This is a genomic window from Paractinoplanes globisporus DSM 43857, from assembly GCF_000379645.1.
Taxonomy (GTDB): Bacteria; Actinomycetota; Actinomycetes; order Mycobacteriales; family Micromonosporaceae; genus Actinoplanes; species Actinoplanes globisporus.
Map to the genome: position 1 here is coordinate 307954 of NZ_KB903294.1, position 23557 is coordinate 331510.

Annotated in this window: 17 protein-coding genes; 8 read left to right on the top strand and 9 right to left on the bottom strand. The window is 70.8% G+C overall.

Annotation, left to right across the window (positions count from 1 at the left end):
- Positions 1-2 precede the first annotated feature (2 nt).
- Together A3CQ_RS0101320 and A3CQ_RS0101325 are read right to left on the bottom strand one after the other, a co-directional pair.
- Complete coding sequence (locus A3CQ_RS0101320) at positions 3-1232, bottom strand: class I SAM-dependent methyltransferase (protein WP_020509105.1); 1230 nt, start codon at positions 1230-1232, stop codon at positions 3-5.
- Positions 1233-1437: 205 nt separating this feature from the next.
- A complete protein-coding gene (locus tag A3CQ_RS0101325; RefSeq protein ID WP_020509106.1) occupies positions 1438-2463 on the bottom strand; it encodes a hypothetical protein in 1026 nt (341 codons plus the stop codon).
- A 467-nt stretch (positions 2464-2930) separates the two neighbouring features.
- On the opposite strand from A3CQ_RS0101325, the gene A3CQ_RS0101330 reads away from it, so the two are divergent.
- On the top strand, positions 2931-3632 hold the full coding sequence (locus A3CQ_RS0101330; protein ID WP_020509107.1) for a hypothetical protein: 702 nt from the start codon (positions 2931-2933) through the stop codon (positions 3630-3632).
- 5 nt (positions 3633-3637) lie between these two features.
- On the top strand, positions 3638-4039 hold the full coding sequence (locus tag A3CQ_RS0101335; protein ID WP_020509108.1) for a hypothetical protein: 402 nt from the start codon (positions 3638-3640) through the stop codon (positions 4037-4039).
- Here A3CQ_RS0101335 and A3CQ_RS0101340 read toward each other — a convergent pair.
- The 4 genes from A3CQ_RS0101340 to A3CQ_RS0101355 all read right to left on the bottom strand — a co-directional run bounded on the left by A3CQ_RS0101340 (position 4028) and on the right by A3CQ_RS0101355 (position 11903).
- Positions 4028-6547 carry a tetratricopeptide repeat protein gene (locus tag A3CQ_RS0101340; protein WP_020509109.1) on the bottom strand — a complete coding sequence of 840 codons (2520 nt, stop codon included), beginning with the start codon at positions 6545-6547 and terminating at the stop codon, positions 4028-4030. The genes A3CQ_RS0101335 and A3CQ_RS0101340 overlap by 12 nt on opposite strands.
- A gap of 216 nt (positions 6548-6763) precedes the next feature.
- Positions 6764-10273: a choice-of-anchor D domain-containing protein gene (locus A3CQ_RS0101345; RefSeq protein ID WP_020509110.1), complete on the bottom strand. Its 3510-nt coding sequence runs from the start codon at positions 10271-10273 to the stop codon at positions 6764-6766.
- Between the two features lie 282 nt (positions 10274-10555).
- Entirely contained in the window at positions 10556-11233 is a 678-nt protein-coding gene (locus A3CQ_RS0101350) for a VOC family protein (RefSeq protein WP_020509111.1), read from the bottom strand.
- Positions 11234-11267: 34 nt separating this feature from the next.
- Complete coding sequence (locus A3CQ_RS0101355) at positions 11268-11903, bottom strand: TMEM175 family protein (protein WP_020509112.1); 636 nt, start codon at positions 11901-11903, stop codon at positions 11268-11270.
- A gap of 52 nt (positions 11904-11955) precedes the next feature.
- Here A3CQ_RS0101355 and A3CQ_RS0101360 point away from each other — a divergent pair, with 52 nt between their 5' ends.
- The 3 genes from A3CQ_RS0101360 (at position 11956) to A3CQ_RS0101370 (ending at position 15452) form a co-directional block, all read left to right on the top strand.
- The gene (locus A3CQ_RS0101360; protein ID WP_020509113.1) at positions 11956-12852 is read left to right on the top strand and encodes an alpha/beta fold hydrolase; all 897 of its coding nucleotides are present in this window, start codon (positions 11956-11958) and stop codon (positions 12850-12852) included.
- Positions 12849-14312, top strand: a complete 1464-nt coding sequence (locus tag A3CQ_RS0101365) for an MFS transporter (protein ID WP_020509114.1) — start codon at positions 12849-12851, stop codon at positions 14310-14312. The genes A3CQ_RS0101360 and A3CQ_RS0101365 overlap by 4 nt, the downstream gene beginning before the upstream one ends.
- 81 nt (positions 14313-14393) lie before the next feature.
- Positions 14394-15452: a Gfo/Idh/MocA family oxidoreductase gene (locus A3CQ_RS0101370; RefSeq protein ID WP_040431227.1), complete on the top strand. Its 1059-nt coding sequence runs from the start codon at positions 14394-14396 to the stop codon at positions 15450-15452.
- On the opposite strand, the gene A3CQ_RS0101375 is transcribed toward A3CQ_RS0101370, so the two are convergent.
- Both A3CQ_RS0101375 and A3CQ_RS0101380 read right to left on the bottom strand, forming a co-directional pair.
- Complete coding sequence (locus tag A3CQ_RS0101375) at positions 15433-18306, bottom strand: MGH1-like glycoside hydrolase domain-containing protein (protein WP_157295148.1); 2874 nt, start codon at positions 18304-18306, stop codon at positions 15433-15435. The two genes, A3CQ_RS0101370 and A3CQ_RS0101375, sit on opposite strands and share 20 nt — an antisense overlap.
- Before the next feature lie 119 nt (positions 18307-18425).
- Positions 18426-18860: a MarR family winged helix-turn-helix transcriptional regulator gene (locus A3CQ_RS0101380; RefSeq protein WP_020509117.1), complete on the bottom strand. Its 435-nt coding sequence runs from the start codon at positions 18858-18860 to the stop codon at positions 18426-18428.
- Between the two features lie 48 nt (positions 18861-18908).
- Here A3CQ_RS0101380 and A3CQ_RS0101385 point away from each other — a divergent pair, with 48 nt between their 5' ends.
- Genes A3CQ_RS0101385 through A3CQ_RS0101395 form a run of 3 tightly spaced genes read left to right on the top strand, consistent with a single transcriptional unit; the run spans position 18909 to position 22431 of the window.
- Positions 18909-20012, top strand: a complete 1104-nt coding sequence (locus A3CQ_RS0101385; protein WP_020509118.1) for a substrate-binding domain-containing protein — start codon at positions 18909-18911, stop codon at positions 20010-20012.
- 53 nt (positions 20013-20065) lie between these two features.
- Entirely contained in the window at positions 20066-21448 is a 1383-nt protein-coding gene (locus A3CQ_RS0101390; protein ID WP_020509119.1) for an APC family permease, read from the top strand.
- The gene (locus A3CQ_RS0101395; RefSeq protein WP_020509120.1) at positions 21445-22431 is read left to right on the top strand and encodes an acetamidase/formamidase family protein; all 987 of its coding nucleotides are present in this window, start codon (positions 21445-21447) and stop codon (positions 22429-22431) included. The genes A3CQ_RS0101390 and A3CQ_RS0101395 overlap by 4 nt, the downstream gene beginning before the upstream one ends.
- Here A3CQ_RS0101395 and A3CQ_RS0101400 read toward each other — a convergent pair.
- A complete protein-coding gene (locus A3CQ_RS0101400; protein ID WP_169516238.1) occupies positions 22428-23552 on the bottom strand; it encodes an McrC family protein in 1125 nt (374 codons plus the stop codon). The genes A3CQ_RS0101395 and A3CQ_RS0101400 overlap by 4 nt on opposite strands.
- Between the last annotated feature and the right edge of the window lie 5 nt (positions 23553-23557).

Sequence of the window (23557 nt, forward strand, 5' to 3'; positions counted from 1 at the left end):
GGTCACACCACCTCGAGCGTCGGAATGGGGAACACGAGCTTGCCGCCCCACTCGCGCACGTAGGCCAGCTGCTCGCTGATCTCGGTGCGCAGGTTCCACGGCAGGACGAGGACGTAGTCGGGCCGGGTCTCGGCGATCCGGTCCGGGTGGTGGATCGGGATGTGCGTGCCGGGAAGGAACCAGCCCTGCTTGTGCGGGCTGCGGTCGACCGTGTACGCGAGCAGGTCGGACCGGATGCCGCAGTGGTTCAGCAGCGTGTTTCCCTTGCCCGGGGCGCCGTAGCCGACCACGGTCTTGCCCTCGGCCCGAGCGGCCAGCAGGAACGAGAGCAGGTCGCGCTTGATGCCGAACACCGCCTCGGCGAAGCCGGCGTGGCCCTCGAGCGTGTGCAGGCCGGCGGCCTCCTCGGCGGCCAGGACCGCCTTCACGTTCGGCGAGGGCTCGCCCGCGGCGTCGGCCGGCCGGGCGTACACCCGCAGGGAGCCGCCGTGCGTGCCCAGCTCGTCGACGTCGACCACGGTCAGCCCGCCGGTGGCCAGCGCGCGGGACGCGGTGAGCAGCGAGAGGTACTGGTAGTGCTCGTGGTAGATGGTGTCGTACTGGTTGCGCTCGATCAGCCGCAGCAGGTGCGGGAACTCCAGCGTCACGATGCCGGTCGGCTTCACCAGGGCGGCCAGGCCGGCGGTGAAGTCGACGATGTCGGGCACGTGGGCGTACACGTTGTTGCCGGCGACCAGGTCGGCCTGACCGTACTTGGCGGCCACGGCCGCGCCGGTCGCGGCGCCCAGGAACTCGACCTCGGTGCGGACGCCCTTTTCCCGGGCGACCTCGGCGATGTTGCCCGCGGGCTCGACGCCGACCACCGGGATGCCGGCGGCAACGAAGTGCTGCAGGAGGTAACCGTCGTTGCTGGCGACCTCGGCGACCAGCGAGTCGGGGCCGAGGCCCAGCCGCTCGGTCATGTCGACGGCGTAGCGCCGAGCGTGCTCCACCCACGAGGTGGAGTAGGACGAGAAGTACAAGTAGTCGGAGAAGATGTCTTCCCCGGCCACGTAGGCAGCCAGCTGAACGAGCAGGCAGTTGGAGCAGATCCGCACGTGCAGCGGATAGAACGTCTCAGGTCCGTCGGTCTTGTCGGCCGGGACATAGCTCTCGCACAACGGCGACATGCCCAGGTCGACAAAAGTCTCGGTCAGGTTCGCTCCGCACAGTCGGCAGGCAACCGCGGTCATCAGGCTCCCTCATCTCACGAGTCGCCGCCCAAGGTAGTGGGCGAAGCGACCCCGTGACCGCGGCTGCAAACAACCCGACAGGGCTGGTCGCGGCCGCGATCCGACACCAGAAAACGCTTACGCCGCAAGGCGCTGACCCAGAATATGGGCGGGCCTGGTACCGGTCTGTCGGGCGTTCAGTCAGTGGGAGCAGACCGACGAACGGTCACTTCGACTTACCACCGTTCTCCCCGCCCACCCACTTGGGCTGCAAGACGACCCGAACGTCCGAGGACTCGTTCACGGAGTTGCTGCTGGGGTCGGCGGGCGCGGCCTTGCGGTCGTCGCCGTTGACGGCTCCCTGCCCGTTTGTCGGGTTCTGGGCGTTCGCAGAGCGGTACGTACCGGCCGAGGAGGGACGGCTCTGCTTGGGAGCCGGCTTTTCCACTGGCGGGTTGCGCTTGATGATGATGGCGGTGCGCTCGACGGACTCCGGCACAGGATCGCGCCGGGCCGGGATGTCCCGCGGGCCGACCTTGCTGCCCATCACGTTGATGAGGCGGGTCTCGTCCTCCACGCGGGGCGAGGACGTCTTGTCCTTGCCGTTGAGACCGGCCGACGGGGTGCCCTCGAGGCCCTCGGCGTCTTCCAGCTCCTTGCGCTTGCGGGCGCGGCGGCGCATGAGGGCGTCGAAGCCGACCGTGCCGCCTGCGGTCAGCACGAGACCGGCCGCGGCCACGGCGAGGATCGCCCGCTTCACCTTGCTGTTCGACGGCAGCAGGTTGGAGCCGCGGTCGAGTCGCTGGGTGGCGATGATGTCGGAGTCGGTCGCCCCGGAGGAGCGCTGCAGCGACTCGGCCGACGACCGCATCCGGTTGATGATGAGGTCGGTGGTCTCGCGCGCGTCCTCGCCCGTCTTGCCGACGACCTCGACCGTGACGATCGGGTTCGGGTACGTCAGGGTCAGGGTGAAGTTGTCGGTGTGGTCGCTCGCTTTCAGCGAGTCGAGGAAGCCCTGGTCCTGCGTCGCGTAGATGACCGCCTGGCCCAGGGTGTTGAGGCCGAGCTGGTTCCACGGATTACGCAGGGCGGCGCTGGCGGGGTTGTCGGTCGACGACACCTTGGCCGGCACAAACTGGACGTAAGACGTCATTTTGTAGTCCGGCTTGGCGGTCATCGCGACAAAGACCGTCGCGCCGATCGTGAAGAGCAGCAACGGAAGAGCGATCTTCCACCGGCGAAAGATGAGCACAGTGAGGTCCCAAAAGTCCAATTTACTTCTCTCTTCCGGGATCGGTTCACCTTGCCGGGACGGCTGCTGTTGGACTCAGATGCTAGCCACCGTCGTACGAGGATCCATCGGCCACCGGTATCGAGAATACGACCCGATTCTGGGTGCGTAAGCCCCGTGACGTACCGAGAAGTGATCATTGCGGCCAGCCGGGATGATCGGCACGGGTGCGCGGGCACACAACTGAGGCCGTACGGGTGAGTCAGGGGTGGCCCGAGTGGCCACGACCTGGGCCGTAGCGCCGTGATCCCGTTCCGGCGGCCCCCACCCTGACCTGGCCACTGTCCGAAATCCGACACGCAACGCACACGCTCCGCGACCGGGCCGCTACCCGGTCCGAAGTGGACGCTATGCCTACGTTCTGTGCTTGACAGTAATACCTATCGTGATGGCCCGATGTCATACCGCAACGGACGAGACGGTCGGCGATGTCCCCACCCCGATCACATCACGGCAGCGGCGATCCGCCGCCCCATCACCGCCCGCGCTCCCACGGTGGCGGCGGCTCCGGCAGCATCCGCCAAGCGGAGGAGGCGGCGGCCCACGTCCTCAGCACCGGCCGCTCCACCGCCAACGGCGGCGCCGGCCCCTCCCCCGCCGCCTCGGGCGCCCGGCCGAGCGCCGACGACGTTCTGGTCAGCAGTTGGGAGGACAACTATGCGAAGCTCAGCGACCCCTCGAAGTTCAACGTCGAGGCCAACGACCAGGCATACAGCGGCTTTGACGCACACACCGAGGCGAACCACGGGCCTCAGGTTCCGCTGCAGCGAGCGCCAGACGTGAAGACCATCGAAGGCCGCATCTACGGCGACGACGGATGGGACCGGCCGATGAACGGGTCGTTGCGGTGGACCGACCCATCAACCATGAACCGAACCATCAACGACTACGTCAGCCGGAACTGGGAGCAGATCCGCAGCGACCTTGCTGTGGGGAACAAGCATCGTGCCGTGTTCGACGCCGGGCGCCGCGTCGGTGAGGGCTACGTCAACAAAGGCATGGGCGGGGCGGGTCCTCGCGAGGCGCAGTACGTGACCACCAGCGTCGTCCGCATCCTCATTGATGTCGTTCCAGGCTCCGATCCGCCGGTGCCGTTCATCGTGACCGCGTTCCCGTCGGCACTAGGGTGAATTTCATGGACTACTCGCGCTTGCCTGAGCCGCTGCGCAAGCGGGTCGAAGAGCTCGCGGCGGAGCCGCCACTCGACACCGTCCGGCTCTTCCTGGGCACCGAGTTCGGCGATTCCGACAGCTTCGCGCAGGTCCGCGGGCGCTTCGAGCGGCAGGCGCAGTACAACATCCGGTCCCATCAGCGGGACCTGTGGGCCCTGGAGGCCGTCATCGCCAATCCACCGGCGGAGCCCGGTGCGCTCTCCCACATCGTCGCTTGGGACGCCAACTGGGTGCTTGATGACGCCTCCGATGCCGCAGCTCTGGAGTTTCTCCGCGAGATCGCCCAGCTGCTCCGAGAGGTGATCGACGCGGCGCCGGCGACTGCCGAGCGCTGGGATGAATGGCCGCCCCGGTCAGTCAAGTAGGGAACGCAGCCGCTCCCCCTCCGGGTCGCCGAGTTCTGTGTAAAGGGAGATGGCCTTCAGGTAGTGCTCTCGGTCGCTCAGGGCCTGTCCGAGCCCGGCGTGGGCTCGGGCCTGCTGGTCTCGGTCGCCGATCTCGGTGGCTATCGACAGGGCCCGGGTGTGGTCGGCGACAGCGTCGGTGAAATGGCCCGCGGCGGTGGACGCCTCGCCCAGGCCGTTGTGGGCCCACGCCTCGCCCTCCTGGTCGCCGGCCTCGTGCAGGATCGTCAGGGCCTGGCGATGGAGGTCGAGCGCGTCCGGGAGGCGGCCGGTGCGGGTGGCCAGCATGCCCAGGCAGTCCAGCGTGAAGCCCTCGCTCGTGCGGTTGCCCAGGCGCCGGCACATCGCCAGGCCGGCGGAGAGGTGATCCGCGGCGGCCTTGTGGCGGCCCAGGCGGATTTCCGCGTACCCCAGGTTGCTCATGATTTCGGCGGCCTGGGCGGCGTCGCCGGTCTCCTCGCACAGGGCCAGGGCCTGCTCGTGGTGGGCGACCGACTCCGCGTAGCGGCCGAGCGTCACCTCGACCATGCCGAGGCTGGTGAGCGCCCGCGCCTCGCCGGTCCGGTTGCCGGCCTCGCGGTGCCGGTCGAGCGCCTGCCGGAAGTGGGCGTCGGCGGCCGCATACTCGCCTAGGCGGATCTCGACGTGGCCGAGGTTGGTGAGGCTGGGCGCCTCGAGGATGGGGTCGCCGTGGCGGGCGAACAGGCGCAGCGCCTGCCGCAGGTGGCCGGCGCTCTCCGCGTAGCGCCCGAGCCGGGTGTAGGTCGCGCCGAGCAGGCTGAGCGCGCGGGCCTCGGCCGCGATGTCCCCCACGTCCTGCGCGGCCGACCGGGCGTGCCCGTGCACGGCCAGCGCCTCCGCGTGGTGGCCGCCGTTGAGGTAGCGGAACAGCACCAGCGACAGCCGGATCGCGTGGGTGGGCCAGCCGTCGGCCGCGGAGACCGCCACCAGCGTCGCCCGCTCCGCGTCGAGCCAGGCCAGCGCCGCGTCGGGGTCGTCGAAGACCGGCGCGGGCCACGACGGCGGCTCGATCGTCGGGCGGCGTTGCTTCTCGGCCGGGTGCAGGACGTCCATCGCCGCGGCGCTCACCGCCAGGTAATGGTCGAACAGCCGGCTCAGTGCGGCCCGGCGCGACCGTGGGCTGTCCTCGTCGCTGGCCCGGCCGGACGTGAATGCCCGGACGAGGTCGTGGAAGACGTACCGCCCCGGACGGGTCTGCTGAAGGAGATGGTCGGCCGCGAGGTGGACAAGATGCCCCCGCGCCTCCGAGGCCGGAATGCCCGCGAGCGCTGCCGAGGCGTACACGTCGATGTCTTGTCCGGGGTGAAGCGCGAGCAGACGCAGCAGCCGGCGCCGCTCCGGGGGTAGATGAAGGTAGGACAGACTGAGCGCCACGCTGACGCCGGAGTCGAGGCGACGCTCCCGGTGCCGCTCGTCGAGGCGGTCGGCGTGATCGGCCACGGTCCATCCCGGTGTGGTGCGGATGTGCCCCGCGACCAGCCCGAGCGCGAGCGGCAGATGCCCGCAGCGGCGCGCCACCCGGCCGAGCGCGTCCGGGTCCTCGCCGAGCGGCACCCCGGGCGCGACCCGGGCGAGGAACTCCACCGACTCGTCCGCGCTGAAGGCCTCGACCGCCAGGTGGCGCGCGCCGGGCAGGGCGAGGCAACGGCGGCTCGTGACCAGCGTGAGGGCGTCGGAGAGCAGCGGCTCGACCTGGCCCTCCTCGAAGGCGTTGTCCAGCACGACCAGGGCGCGCAGGCCGGCCAGTCGCGAGCGGTAGAGCCGGCTGCGTCCGCCCAGGTCGTGCGGCACCTGCCGGCCAGGGACGCCGAGCAGGCGCAGGAAGCTGTCGAGCACCGCGCCGGGGTCGGCCGGCGGCTGGGCCGGGTCGGGGTGGAAGCCGCGCAGGTTGACGAAGAGCACCCGATCGAACGGCTCCTTCGCGGCGAGCAGATGCCCCGCGTGGATGGCAAGCCGGGTCTTGCCGACGCCGGCCATGCCCTCGATCGCCGTCAGCGGGGCCGGGTCGCGCACGAGATCGTCGATCTGCGGGGCGCGGCCGGTGAACTCGGGCAGGTCGTCGGGGAGCGAATCCTGCGCGCGGATCTGCGCGGCCGCCTGGGACTCGCCGCTGATCACACGCAGCGCCTGCCGCCATTGCGCCACATAACCCGGTTCGGGGTGCAGGGCCTCGACGACGGCGATCATGAGGTCGGCGTTGACCCGGTGGCGCCCGGTCTTGAAGCAGTCGACCACGGTCCCGCGCCTCGCGAGCTCGGCCGCGGGCCTTCCCGCATTGGTCCAGGCCGCGTTGATCCGTCTGGTGATTATTTCGTACGACGGTTGGCCCGCCCAGGCCTTGAGTGAGCGCAGCCGTTGGACCAATTCGTCGAGGCCGGCCGCCGACGCGGGGTCGGGCAACCCGCCGAAGGCCGCCGGCGCGACCGCTGCGGGATCGTTTGGATTCACGCCGCGGGCGCCGGTGATGCGGCAAGGTGAATTGTCAGCCGACTCTCCAGCACATCGATGGACGTTACCGTACGGCGGCGCGTGGTCGGGGTGCCGGCACGGGGGTGGCACCCGACGCGCCACCAGGGGGCAGGCGACCCGGAGCCAGGACGAGCCCCGGGTCGCCGCCTTATTACCTGACGGTCTGCCTTTTGTGCGTGACGATCGGTCAGACCCTCAGCTGTTCCAGACCTGGAAGCTGGAGATCTGTCCGGCCGGCCACCCCGTGTTGCCGGTGATGTTCAGCCGGAAGTAGCGCTGGGTCGTCGCGGTGAAGGTGATGGTCACGTTGTTACTGGCCGACGGGTTGAACGCATAGCCCGCGGACGCCTTGACCGTGGACCAGTTCGAGCCGTCGGTGCTGCCCAGGACGGACAGCGTCTCGGTGCGTGCGCCCCAGGTGGCGGGGAGCTGGAGGACGACCCTCGACGCGCTCTGCGCCGAGCCGAGGTCGACCTGCACCCACTGCGGGAAGGCGTTGTTGGCGCTCTCCCAGTACGTGTTCTGGTCGGCGTCGGTGACGTTCCCGGACGGGTAGACGTCGTTGTGGCTGGACTCGCTGGTCGGCCTGCCTGCGGCCAGGTTGGTGCTGGTCGTGCCCGCGCCGGTGCCGGTCAGGGCCACCGCCGTGCTCGCTCCGCCGCCCGAGACGGTGAGCGTGCCGGTCCGCGTGCCCGATGCGGTGGGCCGGAAGGTCACGGTGGCGGTGCAGGACGCACCGGCCGCCAGCGACGTGCCGCAGGTGTTGGACTGCGCGTAGTCACCGGTGACGCTCGCCGTCAGCGACGTGGCCGCGGCGTTGCCACTGTTGGTGATCGTGACCTGCTGCCCGGCACTGGTCGTGTTCAGCGCCTGGGTGCCGAAGGTGAGCGACGCCGGACTGGCCGACAGCGCCGGGGCGGGAGTCGTGCCGCCGCCGCTCGGGTAGACCTCGAGCTCGGAGACCTGACCGGCCGGCCAGCCCGAGTTCGCGGTGATGTTGACCCGCAGGTAGCGGGCCGAGGTGCCGGGCACGGTGATGCTCGCCGTGTTGCCGGACGCCGGGTTGAAGGTGTAGGTGGCCGAGCCGACCGCGGTGCCGAAGCTGGAGCCGTCGGTGCTGGTCAGCACGGAGAGGGTCTGGGTGCGGGTCGCCCACGCCGTGGACGGCGGCAGCTTGAGGGTCACCTTCCCGATCGCGTACGCGGCGCCCAGGTCGACCTGGAGCCACTGCGGGAACGCGCCGTTCACGCTCTCCCAGTAGGTGTTCGCGTCGCCGTCGGTTGCCGTCGACGCGGCCTGGGTGGCGTTGACCTGCGAGCTCGCGGTGGCCGGGCGGCCGGCCGCGACGTTCGTCGTGCTGCCGATACCGCTGCCGGTGAGGGCGATCGTGACCGGGCTGTTGTTGGCGTTGCCGGCGAGCGTGACGCTGCCCGTCCGCGTACCGGAGGAGGTGGGTTTGAAGGTCACGGTGACGGTGCAGGAAGCACCCACCGTGAGGGATGCGCAGTTGTTGGTCTGCGCGAAGTCACCGCTCGCGGTGACGCCCGAGATCGTCGCGGTCGTGGTGCCGGTGTTGCTGACCGAGACCGTCTGCGCGGCGCTGGTCGCGCCGACGATCGTGCCGGCGAAGGTCAGGCTCGACGGGCTGGCCGACAGGATCGGGCCGGGAGCGACGCCGGTGCCGGAGAGCGGGATCGTGTTGGTGATGCCGGACGCCGTCACCGTGAGATTTCCGGAGCGCGCGCCGGCTGCGGTGGGTGCGAACCGGACGCTCACCGTGCACGAGCCGCCGGCCGCGATGGATGTACCGCACGTGTTCGTCTGGTTGAAGTCGCCGGTGATGGAGATCCCGGAGACGGGCGCGGACGCGGTGCCCGAGTTGGTCACGGTGACCGTCTGGGCGGCGCTGGTCGAGCCGGTCGCGACCGAGCCGAAGCCGAGCGTCGTCGGGCTGATCGAGATCAGCGAGCCGTTGTCCGGCAGGTACGGCGGGAAGGCCGGGTTGGTCACCTGGGTGCAGGCGCTCGACCCGAAGATCCCGGAGTTGCCGCCACCGTCGGTGAGCGTGAAGCCGACGCCGCAGTTGTAGACCGCCGCCGGGCCCTGGGTGCCGGTCGCGGTGCTGTTGCTGATCGTCGCCGCGCCGCCCACCTGCTCCTGCACGACGTACGACCCGGTGTTCTGGATCGTCGCGTTGTTGATCTTCACGTTGGAGATCTGCGAGCCGGAGACGAACTGGATGGCCTCGAACGGGCTCTGCTGGATGAGGATGTTGTCGACGTTGGTGAGCCCGGTCATCGCCCCGTCGCGGGCGTCGAACCAGAGCGCGCCGACGCCGAACTGCCAGTTCGGGTCGAGGCTGCCGGACCGGATGATCGTGTTACGCAGCACGTCCGTACGCCCGAGGGTCGTCGAGGCGAAACGCTGCGCGACGTGGATGCCGCCACCCTGGGTGAGGCCCGAGTCGATCACACGGTTGTCGGTGACGAAGTTGTCGTGACCGCCGTAGATGGCGATGCCGTTGGCGAGGATCGGGTACTGCACCGTGTTGTGGTCGAACGAGTCGTTCGCGTCGGCCACCGAGTCGGCCCAGGTCGCCAGGCCGTCGTCGCCGGTGTTGCGGATGTCCGAGTTGGTGACCTTGGAGTTGGTCACGCCCTTGTGGAAGTTGACGCCGTCGGCCGTGACGTTGCGGATCCGCATGCCGGAGAAGACGAGGTTGTCCATCGGGCCGTCCATCCAGGCGCCGACCTTGTCGTGCTCGATCCACAACCGGTCGACGGTGGAGTTGCTCATCGCGCCGCCGATGCCGTTGACCTGCGCGCCGTCGTTGCGCTCCTGCACGTCACCGAAGATCGCGAAGTCGGCGAGGTGGACGTTGGTGCTCGCGTTCGGCGCGTCGTTGCCGTAGAAGCCGGGGGTCGCGCCGACGACGGTCGAGCGCCACATGCCGGCGCCCTTGATCGTCACGTTGTTCACCGCAAGGTGCCCAGGAATCCTATAAGTGCCCTCGGGGATCCACACCGTGCCGCCCGCGCCCGCGGACTGGATCGCCGAGTTGAACGCCGCGGTCGAGTCGGCCGCGCCGGTCGCGTCGGCGCCCTTGCTGGTCACGCTGACCGAGCCGGCCGGCTGGCTGAGCGCGCCCGCCACGCTCTCGAAGTCGGCGAAGTCGATCGTGGTGTTGGTGGTGGCGGTCAGCCGGAACTTCGTGCCCTGCGGGTACGTCGTCGGGAAGAGCCGGTGCGTCTCGTCGTAGAAGTGGTGCGGGTTGCTGCCCGGCGAGTTGGTGAACGGGTAGCCGCCGTAGAACCAGCTGTAGGCGTTGGTGAGGGTGAACGCCGTCGACCCGGCCCCGTTGATCGAGAAGTTGATCGGTGTCGTGTAGACGGAGCCGCCGGACGAGTCCGGGATGCTGTACCGGAACACGATCGAGTTGGTGGCCACCGGCGTGGTGAACTCGACGTACTGCCCGGCGCCGAGCGTGACCGCCTTGCGGTAGGAGGCCTCGGCCGGGAGCGTGTTGTAGGCCGCCGAGGGCCCGATGATCGTGCCGTTGGTCGTGGCGTTCTCGGCCTGCACCTCGACGTAGGGCAGGGTCGCGCCCACGCCTCCGGTGGCGGCGGCGAGGGCCGGGCTCCCGTACAGCAGGGAACCGATCAGCGCGGCGCCGACAAGCCCGGCGCCAAGCCTTCGTCTGGTCATCTGTGTTGCTCACTTTCGACGGACGACGGGGGATGTCGCCCATGCCGAGGACCGCCCTGGCAGAGGGGGCGCCAGACCGGAACGCATGGAGCGGGAATGCTGAGGAACTAGGGGGACCGTAACGTCCGCGACACAGTCACGCAATATCGAGACAGTTCTTTGCAAACTTTGAACCCCGCGCGGGAAAAGCCCGCCGGTTGCGGCGGCAGGACTCGCGCGGGCGCATCCACCGAGGCCAGAGGGCACGGCGGCGCCAGCGAAGGGCGTAAATGGCTGAGATCGCTACTCCGGGTCGCGGCCCTGCCAGGTGGTGACGCAGGCTTCGTTGCCTTCGGCATCGGCCAGGATCCAGAAGGCCGGGGCACGGGAATCGGAGACCAGGTGGCCGCCGGCGGCGACGGCGCCCGCGATGCGCCGCTCCGCCGCGTCGTGCGGGACGCACAGGTCGAAGTGGATGCGGTTGCGCTGCGGACGCGGCTCGTCCATCCGCTGGAACCAGATCGCCGGGCCCTCGCCGGCCGGGTCGACGATCGCGTCCTCCGGGCCGTCCGAGCCGGGCTCGTCGGCGTACGCGAGCAGGGCCTTCCAGAAGGGACGGATCGCGGCGATGTCGAGCGCGTCGATGGCGATCTCGAGGAGCTGGACGCCCGCAACCGGGAGGGTGTGCAGGCCGAGATCGCGCACGGCGGCCGAGATGCTGCCGGCCAGGCTGGTGTCGCGGGCGGTCACCGCGGCCAGCCCGAGCGTCTGCAGGGACAGAACGACCCGGTCGGCCCGCAGATCGGCGCGCAGGTGCGCGTCGGCGTCGTCGCCGCAGACCGCTACCGCACGAGCCGCCACCTCCGCGGACTCGGCCATCGACCGGGTCGGGACCGCGGTGCGCAGCGTGCCGAGCAGGAAACGCCACCCATCGTCCCCGACCGCCTCCGAGGCCTCGCGTCGGCTCAGCACCTCATCCATGCCGCGGATCCTCCCACGACCGCGGGCGCCGGTCTTACGAGCCGGTGCGGGTCCAGCGGGACCTGACGGTGGCCTGGAGGGGGCCGCTCAGGAACATCAGGAGGAAGGCCCAGAAGTTGATGGTGTCGGCGAAGGCCGCGCCGATGACGGTGGCCACCAGCTCGATGCCGAAGGCGGCCGCCGAGCCCAGGACCTGGTCGCGGCTCACCGGCACGCCGTCGTCGCTGAGTTCCGGGTGGCGGTGGCCGTACCAGCCGAGCATCAGCAGAGACCCGCTGGCCAGGCACAGCGCGCCGCCGTAGAGGGCGACGGTGCCGGCCGACGGGCGGTACGCGGTGATCAGCGCGGTCGGGATCGGCAGGAGCACGATGGCGAACGTCCAGATCAGGCTCCACCGAACGATCCACGTGTGCAGGCGGGTGATGTGCCGGAAGAGCTGATGGTGCGCCCACCAGAGCCGGAAGATCACGGCGAAGCTGAGCGCGAACGCACCGAACTGGCCGACGTGGTCGCGTACGAACTCTCCGAAATTCTCCTCCCCCGAGACCTCGGAGACGCTCTCCATGAGCGGCAGGATGAGCAGGGTGATCGCGATGGCGGCCACGGCGTCGGTGAACATCACGAGCCGCTCCGCCGAGAGGATCGGCCGATCCGAGGTGGTCTCACTCACCGCGACATTATGCGGCTGTCACAGACGCCGGGCTTGCCCGGTCTGACGTGGCATGACGAACCTTCCGATCCGGCGTGTCACGACCGACCTGCTCGAGGTGGCCTACCACGAGGCCGGCCCCGCCGACGGGCGGCCGGTCATCCTTCTTCATGGTTTCCCGTACGACATCCACAGCTACATGGAGGTGGCGCCGCTGCTGGCCGCGGACGGTTACCGGGTGATCGTGCCGTACCTGCGCGGGCACGGGGCGACCCGTTTCCTCGACGCCGGCACGCCGCGGTCGGGTCAGCAGGCCGCCCTCGGCGCCGACGTGATCGGCCTGCTGGACGCCCTGGCGATCCCCCGCGCGATCCTCGCCGGGTACGACTGGGGTGGCCGCGCGGCCTGCGTCGCGGCGGCCCTGCACCCGGAGCGGGTCGCCGGCCTGGTCTCGGTCAACGGCTACCTCGTGCAGGACATCGCCGCCTCGAACCGGCCGCTGGCGCCCGAGCTCGAGGCCGGCTTCTGGTACTTCTTCTACTTCCTCACCGACCGCGGCCGGGCCGGGCTCGACGCGAACCGGCGCGGGATCGCCGAGGTGATCTGGCGGCGCAACTCGCCGAAGTGGCCGTTCGGCGAGGCCGAGCTCGACCGGGCCGCCCGGGCGTTCGAGAACCCCGACTACGTCGACGTGGTGATCCACTCGTACCGGCATCGGCTCGGCCGTGCCTTCGGCGATCCGGCCTACTCGGCGGCGGAGGCCGAGCTGGCCAAGGCGCCGCCGATCCGGGTACCCGCCGTCACCCTCGACGGCACGGCCGACGGGAACTTCCCGGCCACCGACGGCACCGGCTACGCCGCTCACTTCACCGGCCGGCACCGCCACCACCAGGTGACGGACGCCGGGCACAACCTCCCGCAGGAGGCGCCGGGGGCGTTCGCCGACGCGATTCGCGAGGTGTCGCGATGACCGCCACAACCGCCGCGCCCGCGTCCTCGCCGGAGTTGCAGAGCCGCAGCGCACAGGGCCGCTGGGTGCTGGCCGCCTGCGTGGGCGGCGCGGTGATCACCCAGATCGACGCGAACGCGGTCGGCATCGCCCTGCCCGCGATCGGCCGCGATTTCCACACCGACCTGGCCCCGCTGCAGTGGGTGTTCACGGCGTACACGCTGACCCTGGCCGGCCTGCTGCTGGTGGCCGGCGCGCTCGGCGACCGGTACGGCCGCCGCCGGATCTTCACGATCGGCGTAGTCTGGTTCGCCCTCGCCTCGCTGCTCAGCTGCTTCGCGCCGACCCCGGGCACGCTGATCGGGGCGCGGGCGCTGGAGGGCGTCGGCGCCGCGCTGCTCACCCCGGGCAGCCTCGCCATCCTGGAGGCCGCGTTCGCGCCGGGCGCCCGGGCCTGGGCGATCGGCGCCTGGTCGGGCCTGAGCGGAGTGGCCGGCGCGGTCGGCCCGTTCCTCGGCGGCTGGCTCGTCCAGGCCGCATCCTGGCGATGGATCTTCGCGATCAACCTGCCGATCGCGATCGGCGTCGTCCTCGTGACCCGCCGGCACGTCCCCGAGTCGCGCGATCCGGCCGCCACCGGGCGGGTCGACCTGACCGGAGGCGCCCTGGTCACGCTCGGCCTGGTCGGGCTCACCTACGGCCTCATCCGGGGTGCCGACGGCCGGCCGATGATCGTCGTGGGCGGCGTCCTGCTCGCGGCCTTCGTCGCCTGGGAGCGCCGCACCCGCATGCCGATCCTGCCTCTGCACCTGTTCGCGTCGACCAGGTTCACGGCCACCAACCTGGTGACCTTCGCGGTCTACGCCGCGCTGGGCGGGGCGCTCTTTCTGCTGCCGATCGCGCTGCAGCAGGTCGCGGGATACTCGCCGCTGGCGGCCGGGCTCGCGCTGCTGCCGGTCACCGCGATGATGCTGCTGCTGTCGTCGCGCTCGGGCGCGCTGGCCGCCCGGATCGGCCCGCGCCTGCAGATGAGCGCGGGCCCGGTCCTGGTCGGTGCCGGCTTGGCGCTGTTCGCCCGGATCGACGCGGCGGGTAGCTACCTCACCCACGTGCTCCCGGCGGTCACCGTGCTCGGCTTCGGCCTGGCCGTGACGGTCGCGCCGCTGACCGCGACCGTGCTGGCCGCCGTCCCGGCCCGGCACGCGGGCGTGGCCTCGGCGGTCAACAACGACGTGGCCCGGGCCGGCTCGCTCATCGCGGTCGCCGTGCTCCCGGCCGCCGCCGGCCTCACCGGCGCCGCGTACCTGGATCCGGGTCGTTTCTCGGCCGGATTCCACACGGCGGCGCTCATCTGCGCGATCCTCTGCGTGCTGGCGGGTGGCCTGGCCGCCGTCACCATCGGCAACGACCGTCCCCGGCGGCAGAAGCTGCACCCGCCGCACGGCGCGCTCGACGCACCGCCGCCGCGTGTCGCCGGATGATTGCCCGCGTCCCGTCGTTGCCGCAGGGCCTGGCCACGGCGCGCCTTGACGACGCCGAACGCCCCGGCGAGCCTCGTGCCTATGGAATGTTCCAGCATCGCTCTGATCGGATCGGGTCGGATGGGCTCTTTCCACGGCGAAACGCTGAGCCGCCGGCTCCCCCGGGCCCGGCTCGCCGCCGTCGCCGACCCCGCGCCCGGCGCGGCCGGGCGGCTCGCCGCGACCCTCGGTGCCACCGGGCAACCAGCCGGTCTGGGAGACGCGGTCCGCGCTTACACCGACGTGGCCGAGGTCTGGGCCGATCCCGAGATCGAGGCGGTGGTCATTGCCGCGCCGGCCCGGTTCCACGCCGAGCTGATCGTCGCGGCGGCTCGGGCCGGCAAGCACGTCTTCTGCGAGAAGCCGACCGCCCTGACGCTCGCCGACGCCGACCGCGCGATCGACGCCTGCCGCGCCTCCGGCGTGATCTTCCAGGTCGGCTTCAACCGCCGGTTCGCCCCCGACTGGTCCGCCGCCCGAGCGCTGATCGACGCCGGCCGGGTCGGCACCCCGCGGCTTCTGCGCTCGCTGACCCGCGACCCCGGCGGCTTCGATCCGGCCCGGGTCGCGCCGGACACGATCTTCAACGAGACCCTGATCCACGACTTCGACACGCTGTGCTTCCTCAACCCGGGCGCGACGGCCGTCGAGGTCCACGCCTTCGCCGACGCCCTGGTCGAGCCGGGCTGGCGCGACCGTGGCCTGCTCGACACCGCCGTGGTCACCGTCCGCTTCGACAACGGCGCGATCGGCATCGCCGAGGCCTGCTTCGAGGCGAGCTACGGGTACGACGTCCGGGGCGAGGTGCTCGGCTCGGGCGGCATGGCGACCATGGGCGGCGGCCGGCGCACGGGCATGGCCTTCTCCGGCCCCGAGGGCCGCCTGGTCGAGACCGTCCGCGGCGATCAGGAGCTGTTCGCCGGCGCCTACACCGCCGAGCTGGAAGCCTTCGCCGATGCGGTCCGCACCGGCACCGAGCCGCCGGTCACCGGCGAGGACGCCCGAGCCGCCCTCGCCATCGCCCTCGCCGCCGCCGAGTCGGTGCGCACGAGAAGCCCCGCAGCGGTGTCGGCTAGGAGTCTCACTGAGCCAGCACCGTGAACCGGTCCACGGAGAGCGTCCCGGAATCCAGCCGCAGGCCCACGGCCGGCGACCACGACGCCAGCGTCGCCGGCGGCACGGCGGCCGTGACGGGGGCGGTGTGCAGCAGCGTCCACGAACCGTCGTGCTCGATCCAGGTCGTGAGCTTGCCCCAGCGGGAGAGCACGGCGAACCGGTCGCCCGGCGTCCACTTCACCGCCGCGCAGCAGCCGCCCGTCGCCTCGGGATGGCTTGCGCCGCTGGTCTGAACGTCTGCTCCCGACGTGCCGAAATGGTTGTTGTACCAGACCATTGCGTTGTCGTGGTCGCCGCCGGAGAGGCCGAGGAACAGGCTGTCCTCGGGCGCCGCGCCGGAGAACGACGCGGGCGAGACGACGACGGCGGTCCCGGAGACCGGGGCGGCCAGCACGGCGAAGGCGCGACTGTCCGCGGAGGCGGTCAGCACTCCGCCGCTCACGGCCAGGCGCGGCGACGGCTCGGCCGCGGGGTGGTCGACGCGGTAGGAGGCCAGCCGGTCGGTGGTGAAATCGTCATTCCATACGACGGTCGGATAGTCAGCGGGATCGAACTGGTAGCTCGTCGGCAGCAGCGCACTGTTCACCCCGCGGGGCGTGCGCACGAGCGCCCGGATCGGCAGGCCCGCGCTCGGATCCGCGTCGGCCGGCACGGTCACCTGCCAGGTATTAGCGGCGATCGCTCGAAATGTCCATCCACGAGGGACGGACAGAGTCGCGGCGGCCGTGGTGCCGGTGACGCGGGTGTGAACGGTGACGGCCCGCCCCGGGTCGACTGCGAGCGACGGTTCCACAAAGGACACCGACACGCGCGGATCCGGTTGCCGCCACGACTGCAGGGCCGTGATGCCGACCGCACCGCCGTCGTTGCGCGAAGCCACGATCCGGAGCCGATCGGTGGTGACCGGAGGATCGACGAGGATCCGGCTGACGGTGCGTCTCCAAGGCGCGGCCGGGTCGCGGGTCTGGCCGGGCACATCACGCCAAGTCCCGTCGGGGTCCATCATCTGCAGCGCAAACGCGTCGGGCGTGCGCACCCCGCCCCCGTCGTCGTAGAAGTCCACCCGCACGTCGGAGACCATGGTCGCCGCGCCGAAATCCACCGCCAGCCAGTCGCTGGAATGCGGCGACCCATAACTGGTCCAGCGCGTCGACGGCACGTCCAGATGGAAGTCCTGCCCGTCGATGGCGTTCGCCGCGCTGTCCCCGTGCCACGTGTAGGACGCGCTCGCCGTCGGATACCCCGTCTCGCCCACGTTCGCCGCGTCGTCGACCAGCTCCGGCCGCGCCACGACCACCGCCGGCGGCATCGCGACCGTCACATCCCCCGGTGTCGCGCGACGCACCTTCTCGACACCGTCGACCAAAACCCGGAAACCCACCCCCTTCCCGTACGCCGTTCCGTCGCGATCCCAATAGACGGCCAGATCGTGCCCGTGGTATGCGACGTTCTCGACGGCGAAACGGGACCAGGCAGCCGGCGCCAGCGGGGCGATGCGCACCGTGTCGTTCGCCTGCGGCCGGATGCCGAGCAGACCCGAGAGCACCAGGTCCACATAGGTCGAATGGTTGTAGTCCTCGCTGTGCCCCGCGCTGTCGTAGATCCAGCGGTCCTCGTCCGGATGGTGGGCCTCGGCCACGTACGGCTGCCCGCCCTTGCGCTGTGTCACCGCGTACGTGTGAAGGAGATTGGTGTAATCGTCAGCGCTCGCATAGGACTGCGCAGGATAGTCGAGCAACTGGTTGGCGAGCGCCGCCAGCGTCTGGCTGGTCGCGAACGGCCAGCTCGGCCCGTCCCACCGGCAGCACCCGGCGAGCGCGTCGTGCATGAACCACGGGCTGCGCCGCTCGGTGGTGGTAGGACCATAAGACGCGCTGAACCCCTGAGGATCGGTCAATTGCTGCCAGGCGACGGCGTCCGAGGCCGGCGGCAGGTGGAAGTACCAGGGAATGAACCCGATCTCCTCGCGATCAGCGATCTTCTGGCCGGCCCGCGTGACGTGCTTGTAGAACGAACCGTCCCAGAGCGCCTTCTCCGTCGCCGTCCGCAGCTTCGTGGCCTCGCCGTCGTAGCGGGCCGCCGCGCTCCCGTCGCCGGCCTTGCGCTCCAGCAGTGCGAGCGCGCGGGCATCGCCGTACTGGTAGGCGTTGATGGTCGGCCGATACCCGTCGCCGCCGTGATACGGGTCGTCGCTCTGGTACGAGCTCGCCGTGAACTCCATGGCATCCCACACCGGCGTCTGCCAGTAGAGGCCCTTCGCCGCGTCGAAGTTGGTGGCCTTCCACCCCTCGTACTGCTTCCGGAGCGCCGGCAGGCGATCGGTGAGGAACCGCCAGTCGCCGCTGACCTCGGCCCGCGCGACGGCGGCGTCCACGGCCCAGAACGAGTACTGGTGCGCCCAGTCGGTGGTGTTCCTGTTGAGATCCTCGGTGGCCGGCTTGGGGCCCGAGCCCGAGCCGGTGAGCCAGTAGTCGAGATAGTCGTCCAGGTAGCGCTGGTCGTGCAGCCAGCGCCCCTCGTACAGGTGGTGCCCGGCGGCCGCGTCGATGCCGCCGTACGGCGCCGAGTACCCGACCGGCCCGAGGAACTCGGAGACGATCCACCCGTCGGCGGGGCCGGTGTACTTGAGCGCCTCCTTGAAGGTGCGCCAGCGGTAGTAGTACGTGTCCCGGATCGCGGTGTCCGGCACGTCGACGAACGGGATGTTCTCCTCGTACCACGCCTGGTCGGGAACGTCGCCGAGCAAGGCCGCGTGGTCGAGCAGCCGAACGCTCTGAACCGGACTGCCGCACAGTGTCGCCGCGACCAGGGCAACAACCATTCCCACTCGTACGAACATCGCCGCACACCTCCTGAACGGATCCAAACATCGGGATCCATCGACGTCAACGAGCGACGAGGACGTCTGCCCCGCAGGCCGTCAAGAGATGCGCGTCTATCGCCGGGAGGTGTCCGGGATCAGGGGCGCCGGAACGCGGCCGCGAGCGCCTCGAGCTCGCGCATCAGCCGCTCGGTGCGGCCGGCGCCGAAGGCCGCCTCGACCTCGGCGTGGTGCTCGGCCGCCCGCCGGTCGAGTCGTGCCACCAGGTCGCGGCCGAGGTCGGAGAGGTAGACGGCGACCCGGCGGCGGTCGGCGGTGTCCTGCCGGCGGTAGACGACCGCGAGATCGACCAGGCGGTCGACCGCCTTGGTCAGCGTCGGGTGCGGCATCAGCACGGCCTCGGCCAGGTCGGTCATCGAGTGGCCGTGCCCGTCGGAGAGCGCCCGCAGGATCCGCCATTGCTCGACGCTGACGCCCTCGGCCGCGAGCCCGGCGGCGAGCTGGCGGTTCAGCTCGCGCTCGGCCTCGCTCAGCAGGTATGACAGGTGGGCCCGCAATCCCGTCTCGGCCAACCCGTCACCCCCCTGTTCCGCACGCCTGACAGCGAAGATACTCGGCGGATGCGTGACGACGTCGTTCTCGTCACCGATCCGCTGGAGGCCCGGCTCCTCGCGCCGGAGCCGGAACAGGCGGTCCGGATCGGTGTCGTGGTGCCCACCTCGGGCACGCTCGGCCTGCTCGCACCCTCCGCGCTGAACTGCGCCACGCTCGCCGCCGCCGAGCTCAACGCGGCCGGCGGCATCCTCGGCCGGCCGGTCGAGCTGGTCCTGATCGACGGCGGCCGCCCGCCGACCGCGGTCGCCGCCCAGGTGTGCGGGCTGGCCCGGGCCGGCGCGCTGACTGCCCTGGTCGGCACGCACGCGAGCGACGTGCGGGTCGCCATCGCGTACGCGATCGGCGGCTCTCTCCCGTACGTCTACACGCCGCCGTACGAGGGCGGCGAGCGCACGCCCGGCGTCTTCCTCCTCGGCGAGACCCCGCGGCGCCAACTGCGGCCGGCGATCGATCGACTGATCCCGCGGGCCCGCCGCTGGCTGCTGCTCGGCAACGACTACATCTGGCCGCGCCGGGTGCACGCGGCGGCCCGGCTGCAGCTGACCCGGGCCGGGGCAACGGTGGTCGGCGAGCGCTACGTGCCCCGCGGCGGCGCCGACCCGGGCGAGCTGGTCGACCTGGTGGCCGCCGCGCGGGTGGACGCCGTGCTGCTCAGCCTGGTCGGCAGCGACCTGGTGGCGTTCAACCGGGCGTTCGCGCGGTCGCCGCTGGCCGGCCGGGTCGCCCGGGTGTGCGGCGCGCTCGAGGAGAACGGCCTGCTCGGCGCCGGCGGCGACGGCACCGGCGAGCTGTACGCCTCGATGGGCTACTTCGCCGCGCTGGCCACCGACGCGGCACTGGCCTTCGGCGCCCGGTACACCGCCCGCTTCGGACCGGACGCCCCGGTGCTCAACGCGCACGGGCAGGGCGCCTACGACGGCGTACGGCTGCTGGCTGCTCTTGCCGCACGGGCCGGAAGCCTGGCCGCTCCGGCGGTCGACGAAGTCGCCGACGGCACCCGGGTCGACGGCGGGCGAGGTCCGTTCGTGCTGCGCGACCGGCACGCGGTTCAGCCCGTCTACCTGGCCCGGGCCAACGGTCTCGACCTCGAGGTCATCGACGGCGACTAAAACCTTCCGGGAGAAACCTTTTCTGATTCAAGCTTTTGGATTAGCGTGCGCGCATGGCGGACATCGAGCAGTTCGGGTACCGGCAGGAGCTCAGCCGCTCGCTGAGCTTCACCGACCTGTTGATCTACGGTTTGATCTTCATGGTGCCGATCGCGCCGTTCGGCATCTTCGGCAGCGTCTACTCCGGCTCCGGCGGGATGGTCGCCCTCGCGTACGTGATCGGCATGGTGGCGATGATGTTCACCGCGCTCTCGTACGCGCAGATGGTCAAGGCCTTCCCCATGGCCGGCTCGGTCTACAGCTACGCCGGGCGCGGCATCGCGCCGCCGGTCGGCTTCCTGGCCGGCTGGGTGATCCTGCTCGACTACGTGCTGGTGCCCGGCCTGCTCTATCTGGTCGCGAGCGTGGCCATGCACTCGCTCGTGCCCGGGATTCCGGTCTGGCTGTGGCTGGTCGCGTTCGTCCTGCTCAACACGGCCGTGAACTATCTCGGCATCCAGATGACCGCCCGGGTCAACAAGCTGATGCTGGTGGCCGAGCTGATCGTCCTGGCGATCTTCCTGGTCGTCGGCCTGTGGGCGCTGTTCTCCGGGAAGGTCAGCGTCGAGAACGCCTGGCATCCGCTGTTCAACGCGGACACGTTCGAGTGGTCGGTGGTGTTCGGGGCGGTCTCGATCGCGGTCCTCAGCTTCCTCGGCTTCGACGGCATCTCGATGCTGGCCGAGGAGAGCCGCGAGGACGCCCGCCAGATCGGCCGGGCCATGGTCGGCGCGCTGCTGCTGGCCGGCACCCTGTTCATCGTGCAGACGTGGGTGGCGGCCCTGCTCGTACCGGATGCTCCGGGTCTGCTGGCCAACGGCGACCCCGAGGGCACCGCGTTCTACGACGCGGCCCGCGCGGCCGGCGGCGGCTGGCTCGCCACGCTCACCGCGCTCGCCACGGCGATCGCCTGGGGCTTCGCGAACTCGCTGGTCGCGCAGGCGGCGACCAGCCGTCTGCTGTACGCGATGGCCCGCGACCGGCAGATGCCCCGCTTCCTCAGCAAGATCAACGAAAAGCACAAGGTCCCGGCGAATGCGACCCTGCTGGTCGCCGCCGTCTCCCTGGCCCTCGGCCTCTACATGGCTTCGCGCGACGACGGTATCTCGCTGCTCTCCACGCTGGTCAACTTCGGCGCGATGACCGCTTTCCTGGCGCTGCACGTCGCCGTGGTGGTCCACTACGTGGTGCGGCAGCACAGCCGCGACTGGGTGCGGCACCTCGCCGTACCGGTGATCGGCTTCCTGATCCTGCTCTTCGTGGTGATCAACGCGAACATCGCCGCCCAGACGCTCGGCTTCATCTGGCTGGGCATCGGCGTGATCGTGCTGATCTCCTTCTACGTCAGCGGCCGTCGCCCCACCCTCGCGGGCCTCGAGGAGGAACAGCACGCATGATCAGCTATCGCCCCGACCCGTCCGAGCTGGCCTACACCTTCGGCGGCCGCGAGCCGGTCCGCAGCGTCAAGCCCGGCACGGTCGTCGAGCTCTACACCGAGGACTGCTTCGGCGGCCGCGTCCGGGACGTGACCGACCTGCCGTCGGTGGTCTGCGAGTTCCCGTTCCTCAACCCGGTGACCGGCCCGTTCCACGTCGAGGGCGCCGAGCCCGGCGACACCCTGGCCGTGCACTTCGTCTCGATCACCCCGGCGCGGGAATGGGCGATCTCCTCGACTTTCCCCCACTTCGGCGCCCTGACCGGCACCCACACGACCGCGACTTTGCAGCCACCGCTCGACGAGGTGGTCTGGCGCTACGACGTGGACGTCGACGCCGGCGTCGTGCGCTACCACGCCCGGCGAGGCGACTACAGCGTCGAGCTTCCCTTGAATCCCATGCACGGTACGGCGGGAGTGGCGCCCGCCGCGTTCGAGAGCCGGATGACGATCGTCCCCGACGTCCACGGCGGCAACATGGACACTCCCGAGCTGGTGGCCGGTGTAACCGCGTACTTCGGCGTCAACGTGCCCGGGGCCCTCTTCGCCCTCGGCGACGGCCATTGCCGCCAGGGCGACGGCGAGGTCTGCGGCACCGGCATCGAGTCCGCCATGAACACGGTGGTCATCCTCGACGTCATCAAGGGCGTCGCCACCCCCACCCCCCGCTTCGAAACCGACGACGCCCTGATGTCGGCCGGCTCGGCGCGCCCGCTCGAGGACGCGTACCGCATGAGCCAGCACGACCTGGTCACCTGGACCACCGAGCTGACCGGCCTCGACACCCTGGACGCCTACCAACTGATCAGCCAGGCCGGAACAGCGCCGGTCGGCAACGTCTGCGACCCGAACTACACGATGCTCGCCAAAATCGAGAAGCAGTACCTCCGCGGCACCTCCGCCTACGACGGCATCCACGCGAGGCTGCGCGAGATCGCCCGCTAACCCTCCTCCAGGCTCGGCATGAGCCCGAGCACCCATACCGTCCGGGATCCGACGGTGACGGCCGGGCGGGCCGACGCGACCGGATACACCAGCGTGCACTCGGTGAGGCCGAGCCGTTCGCAGTAGGTGACCATCTGGTAGACGTCGGCCCGGTCGGGCGCGTGGTCCGGCCATTTGTACTTGGCGTCGTACAGCGCGACGAGCCGATCGCCGTCCCAGACGGTCGCGTCCGCCTCCGCGGACTGCCCGTCGTTCGTCAGCCGGAACTTGTGCGGGGCCTTTATCTCCGACCCCGGCCATTGCTGCCGGAGCCATCGCTCCACGTAGTTCTCCCAGACCTTCGGCATGTGGAACAGCAGCGATCCGCCGGCCAGCCCCGCCGACGTTGGCGCCATCGACTGCGACCGCAGAATGACCTCGGCCAGCGCGAGCGCCTCCCGATAGTGCGCCGTCAGGTTCGTCAGGCGGATCCGCCCGATGTCGTCGGCCCGCCATGACTCGCGCGAGACGCGGCGGACGGCGGGCCCGAGCGCCGCCAGCCGCGTCGCGGCCTCGCGGGCGAGCGGCACCCGCGTGAGCACGTCCAGCGCCGCCGCGAGCGCCCGGTTCTCCTGGATGTCGACCGTGAGCCGCCGCGCGACCGTGGCCAGCCGGTCCGGCCGTGCGGCCAGCCGCCCGATGTGATGGGCGACGTCGATCCGGCCGGGATATGGCGGCCGTTCATGGCGCACCGGTTCGTACCCCTTGGCCAGCCCTCGGCCGACCAGATGCTCGACCTCCCCGGCGTACGCGAGAGCGATGACGTCGATCAGGAAGTGCCGCGCGCCGGCATCCGCGGGCAGGGTCCCGGTCAGCACCGGGCGGCGGCCGGACCGCCAGATGAGCTCCACGACGTCCCCGAACGGAAACCGGCTGCGGAAGTCGATCCACCGTCCGGACGGCAGGCCGAGCCGGCCCACGAACGGTCCCGGCGTCACCGCGAAGACCCCCGGCTCGTGGGTGGGCGTGATGCTCTGCAGCACCCGGGCCTCCTGGCTGTCACGGGAGCCGGCCCGCACCAGGTCGAGGAGGTAGTCGAGCTCGCCCGCCGCCAGCCGGAGCGTCGCCGGACGGTACTCCACGACCT

Bases quoted from the DNA above. Each gene is read 5' to 3' on its own strand.
- A3CQ_RS0101320 (WP_020509105.1), bottom strand. From the start codon at position 1,232: ATGACCGCGGTTGCCTGCCGACTGTGCGGAGCGAACCTGACCGAGACT.
- A3CQ_RS0101330 (WP_020509107.1), top strand. From the start codon at position 2,931: ATGTCCCCACCCCGATCACATCACGGCAGCGGCGATCCGCCGCCCCAT.
- A3CQ_RS0101335 (WP_020509108.1), top strand. From the start codon at position 3,638: ATGGACTACTCGCGCTTGCCTGAGCCGCTGCGCAAGCGGGTCGAAGAG.
- A3CQ_RS0101345 (WP_020509110.1), bottom strand. From the start codon at position 10,273: ATGACCAGACGAAGGCTTGGCGCCGGGCTTGTCGGCGCCGCGCTGATC.
- A3CQ_RS0101350 (WP_020509111.1), bottom strand. From the start codon at position 11,233: ATGGATGAGGTGCTGAGCCGACGCGAGGCCTCGGAGGCGGTCGGGGAC.
- A3CQ_RS0101360 (WP_020509113.1), top strand. From the start codon at position 11,956: ATGACGAACCTTCCGATCCGGCGTGTCACGACCGACCTGCTCGAGGTG.
- A3CQ_RS0101365 (WP_020509114.1), top strand. From the start codon at position 12,849: ATGACCGCCACAACCGCCGCGCCCGCGTCCTCGCCGGAGTTGCAGAGC.
- A3CQ_RS0101370 (WP_040431227.1), top strand. From the start codon at position 14,394: ATGGAATGTTCCAGCATCGCTCTGATCGGATCGGGTCGGATGGGCTCT.
- A3CQ_RS0101375 (WP_157295148.1), bottom strand. From the start codon at position 18,306: ATGTTCGTACGAGTGGGAATGGTTGTTGCCCTGGTCGCGGCGACACTG.
- A3CQ_RS0101385 (WP_020509118.1), top strand. From the start codon at position 18,909: ATGCGTGACGACGTCGTTCTCGTCACCGATCCGCTGGAGGCCCGGCTC.
- A3CQ_RS0101390 (WP_020509119.1), top strand. From the start codon at position 20,066: ATGGCGGACATCGAGCAGTTCGGGTACCGGCAGGAGCTCAGCCGCTCG.
- A3CQ_RS0101395 (WP_020509120.1), top strand. From the start codon at position 21,445: ATGATCAGCTATCGCCCCGACCCGTCCGAGCTGGCCTACACCTTCGGC.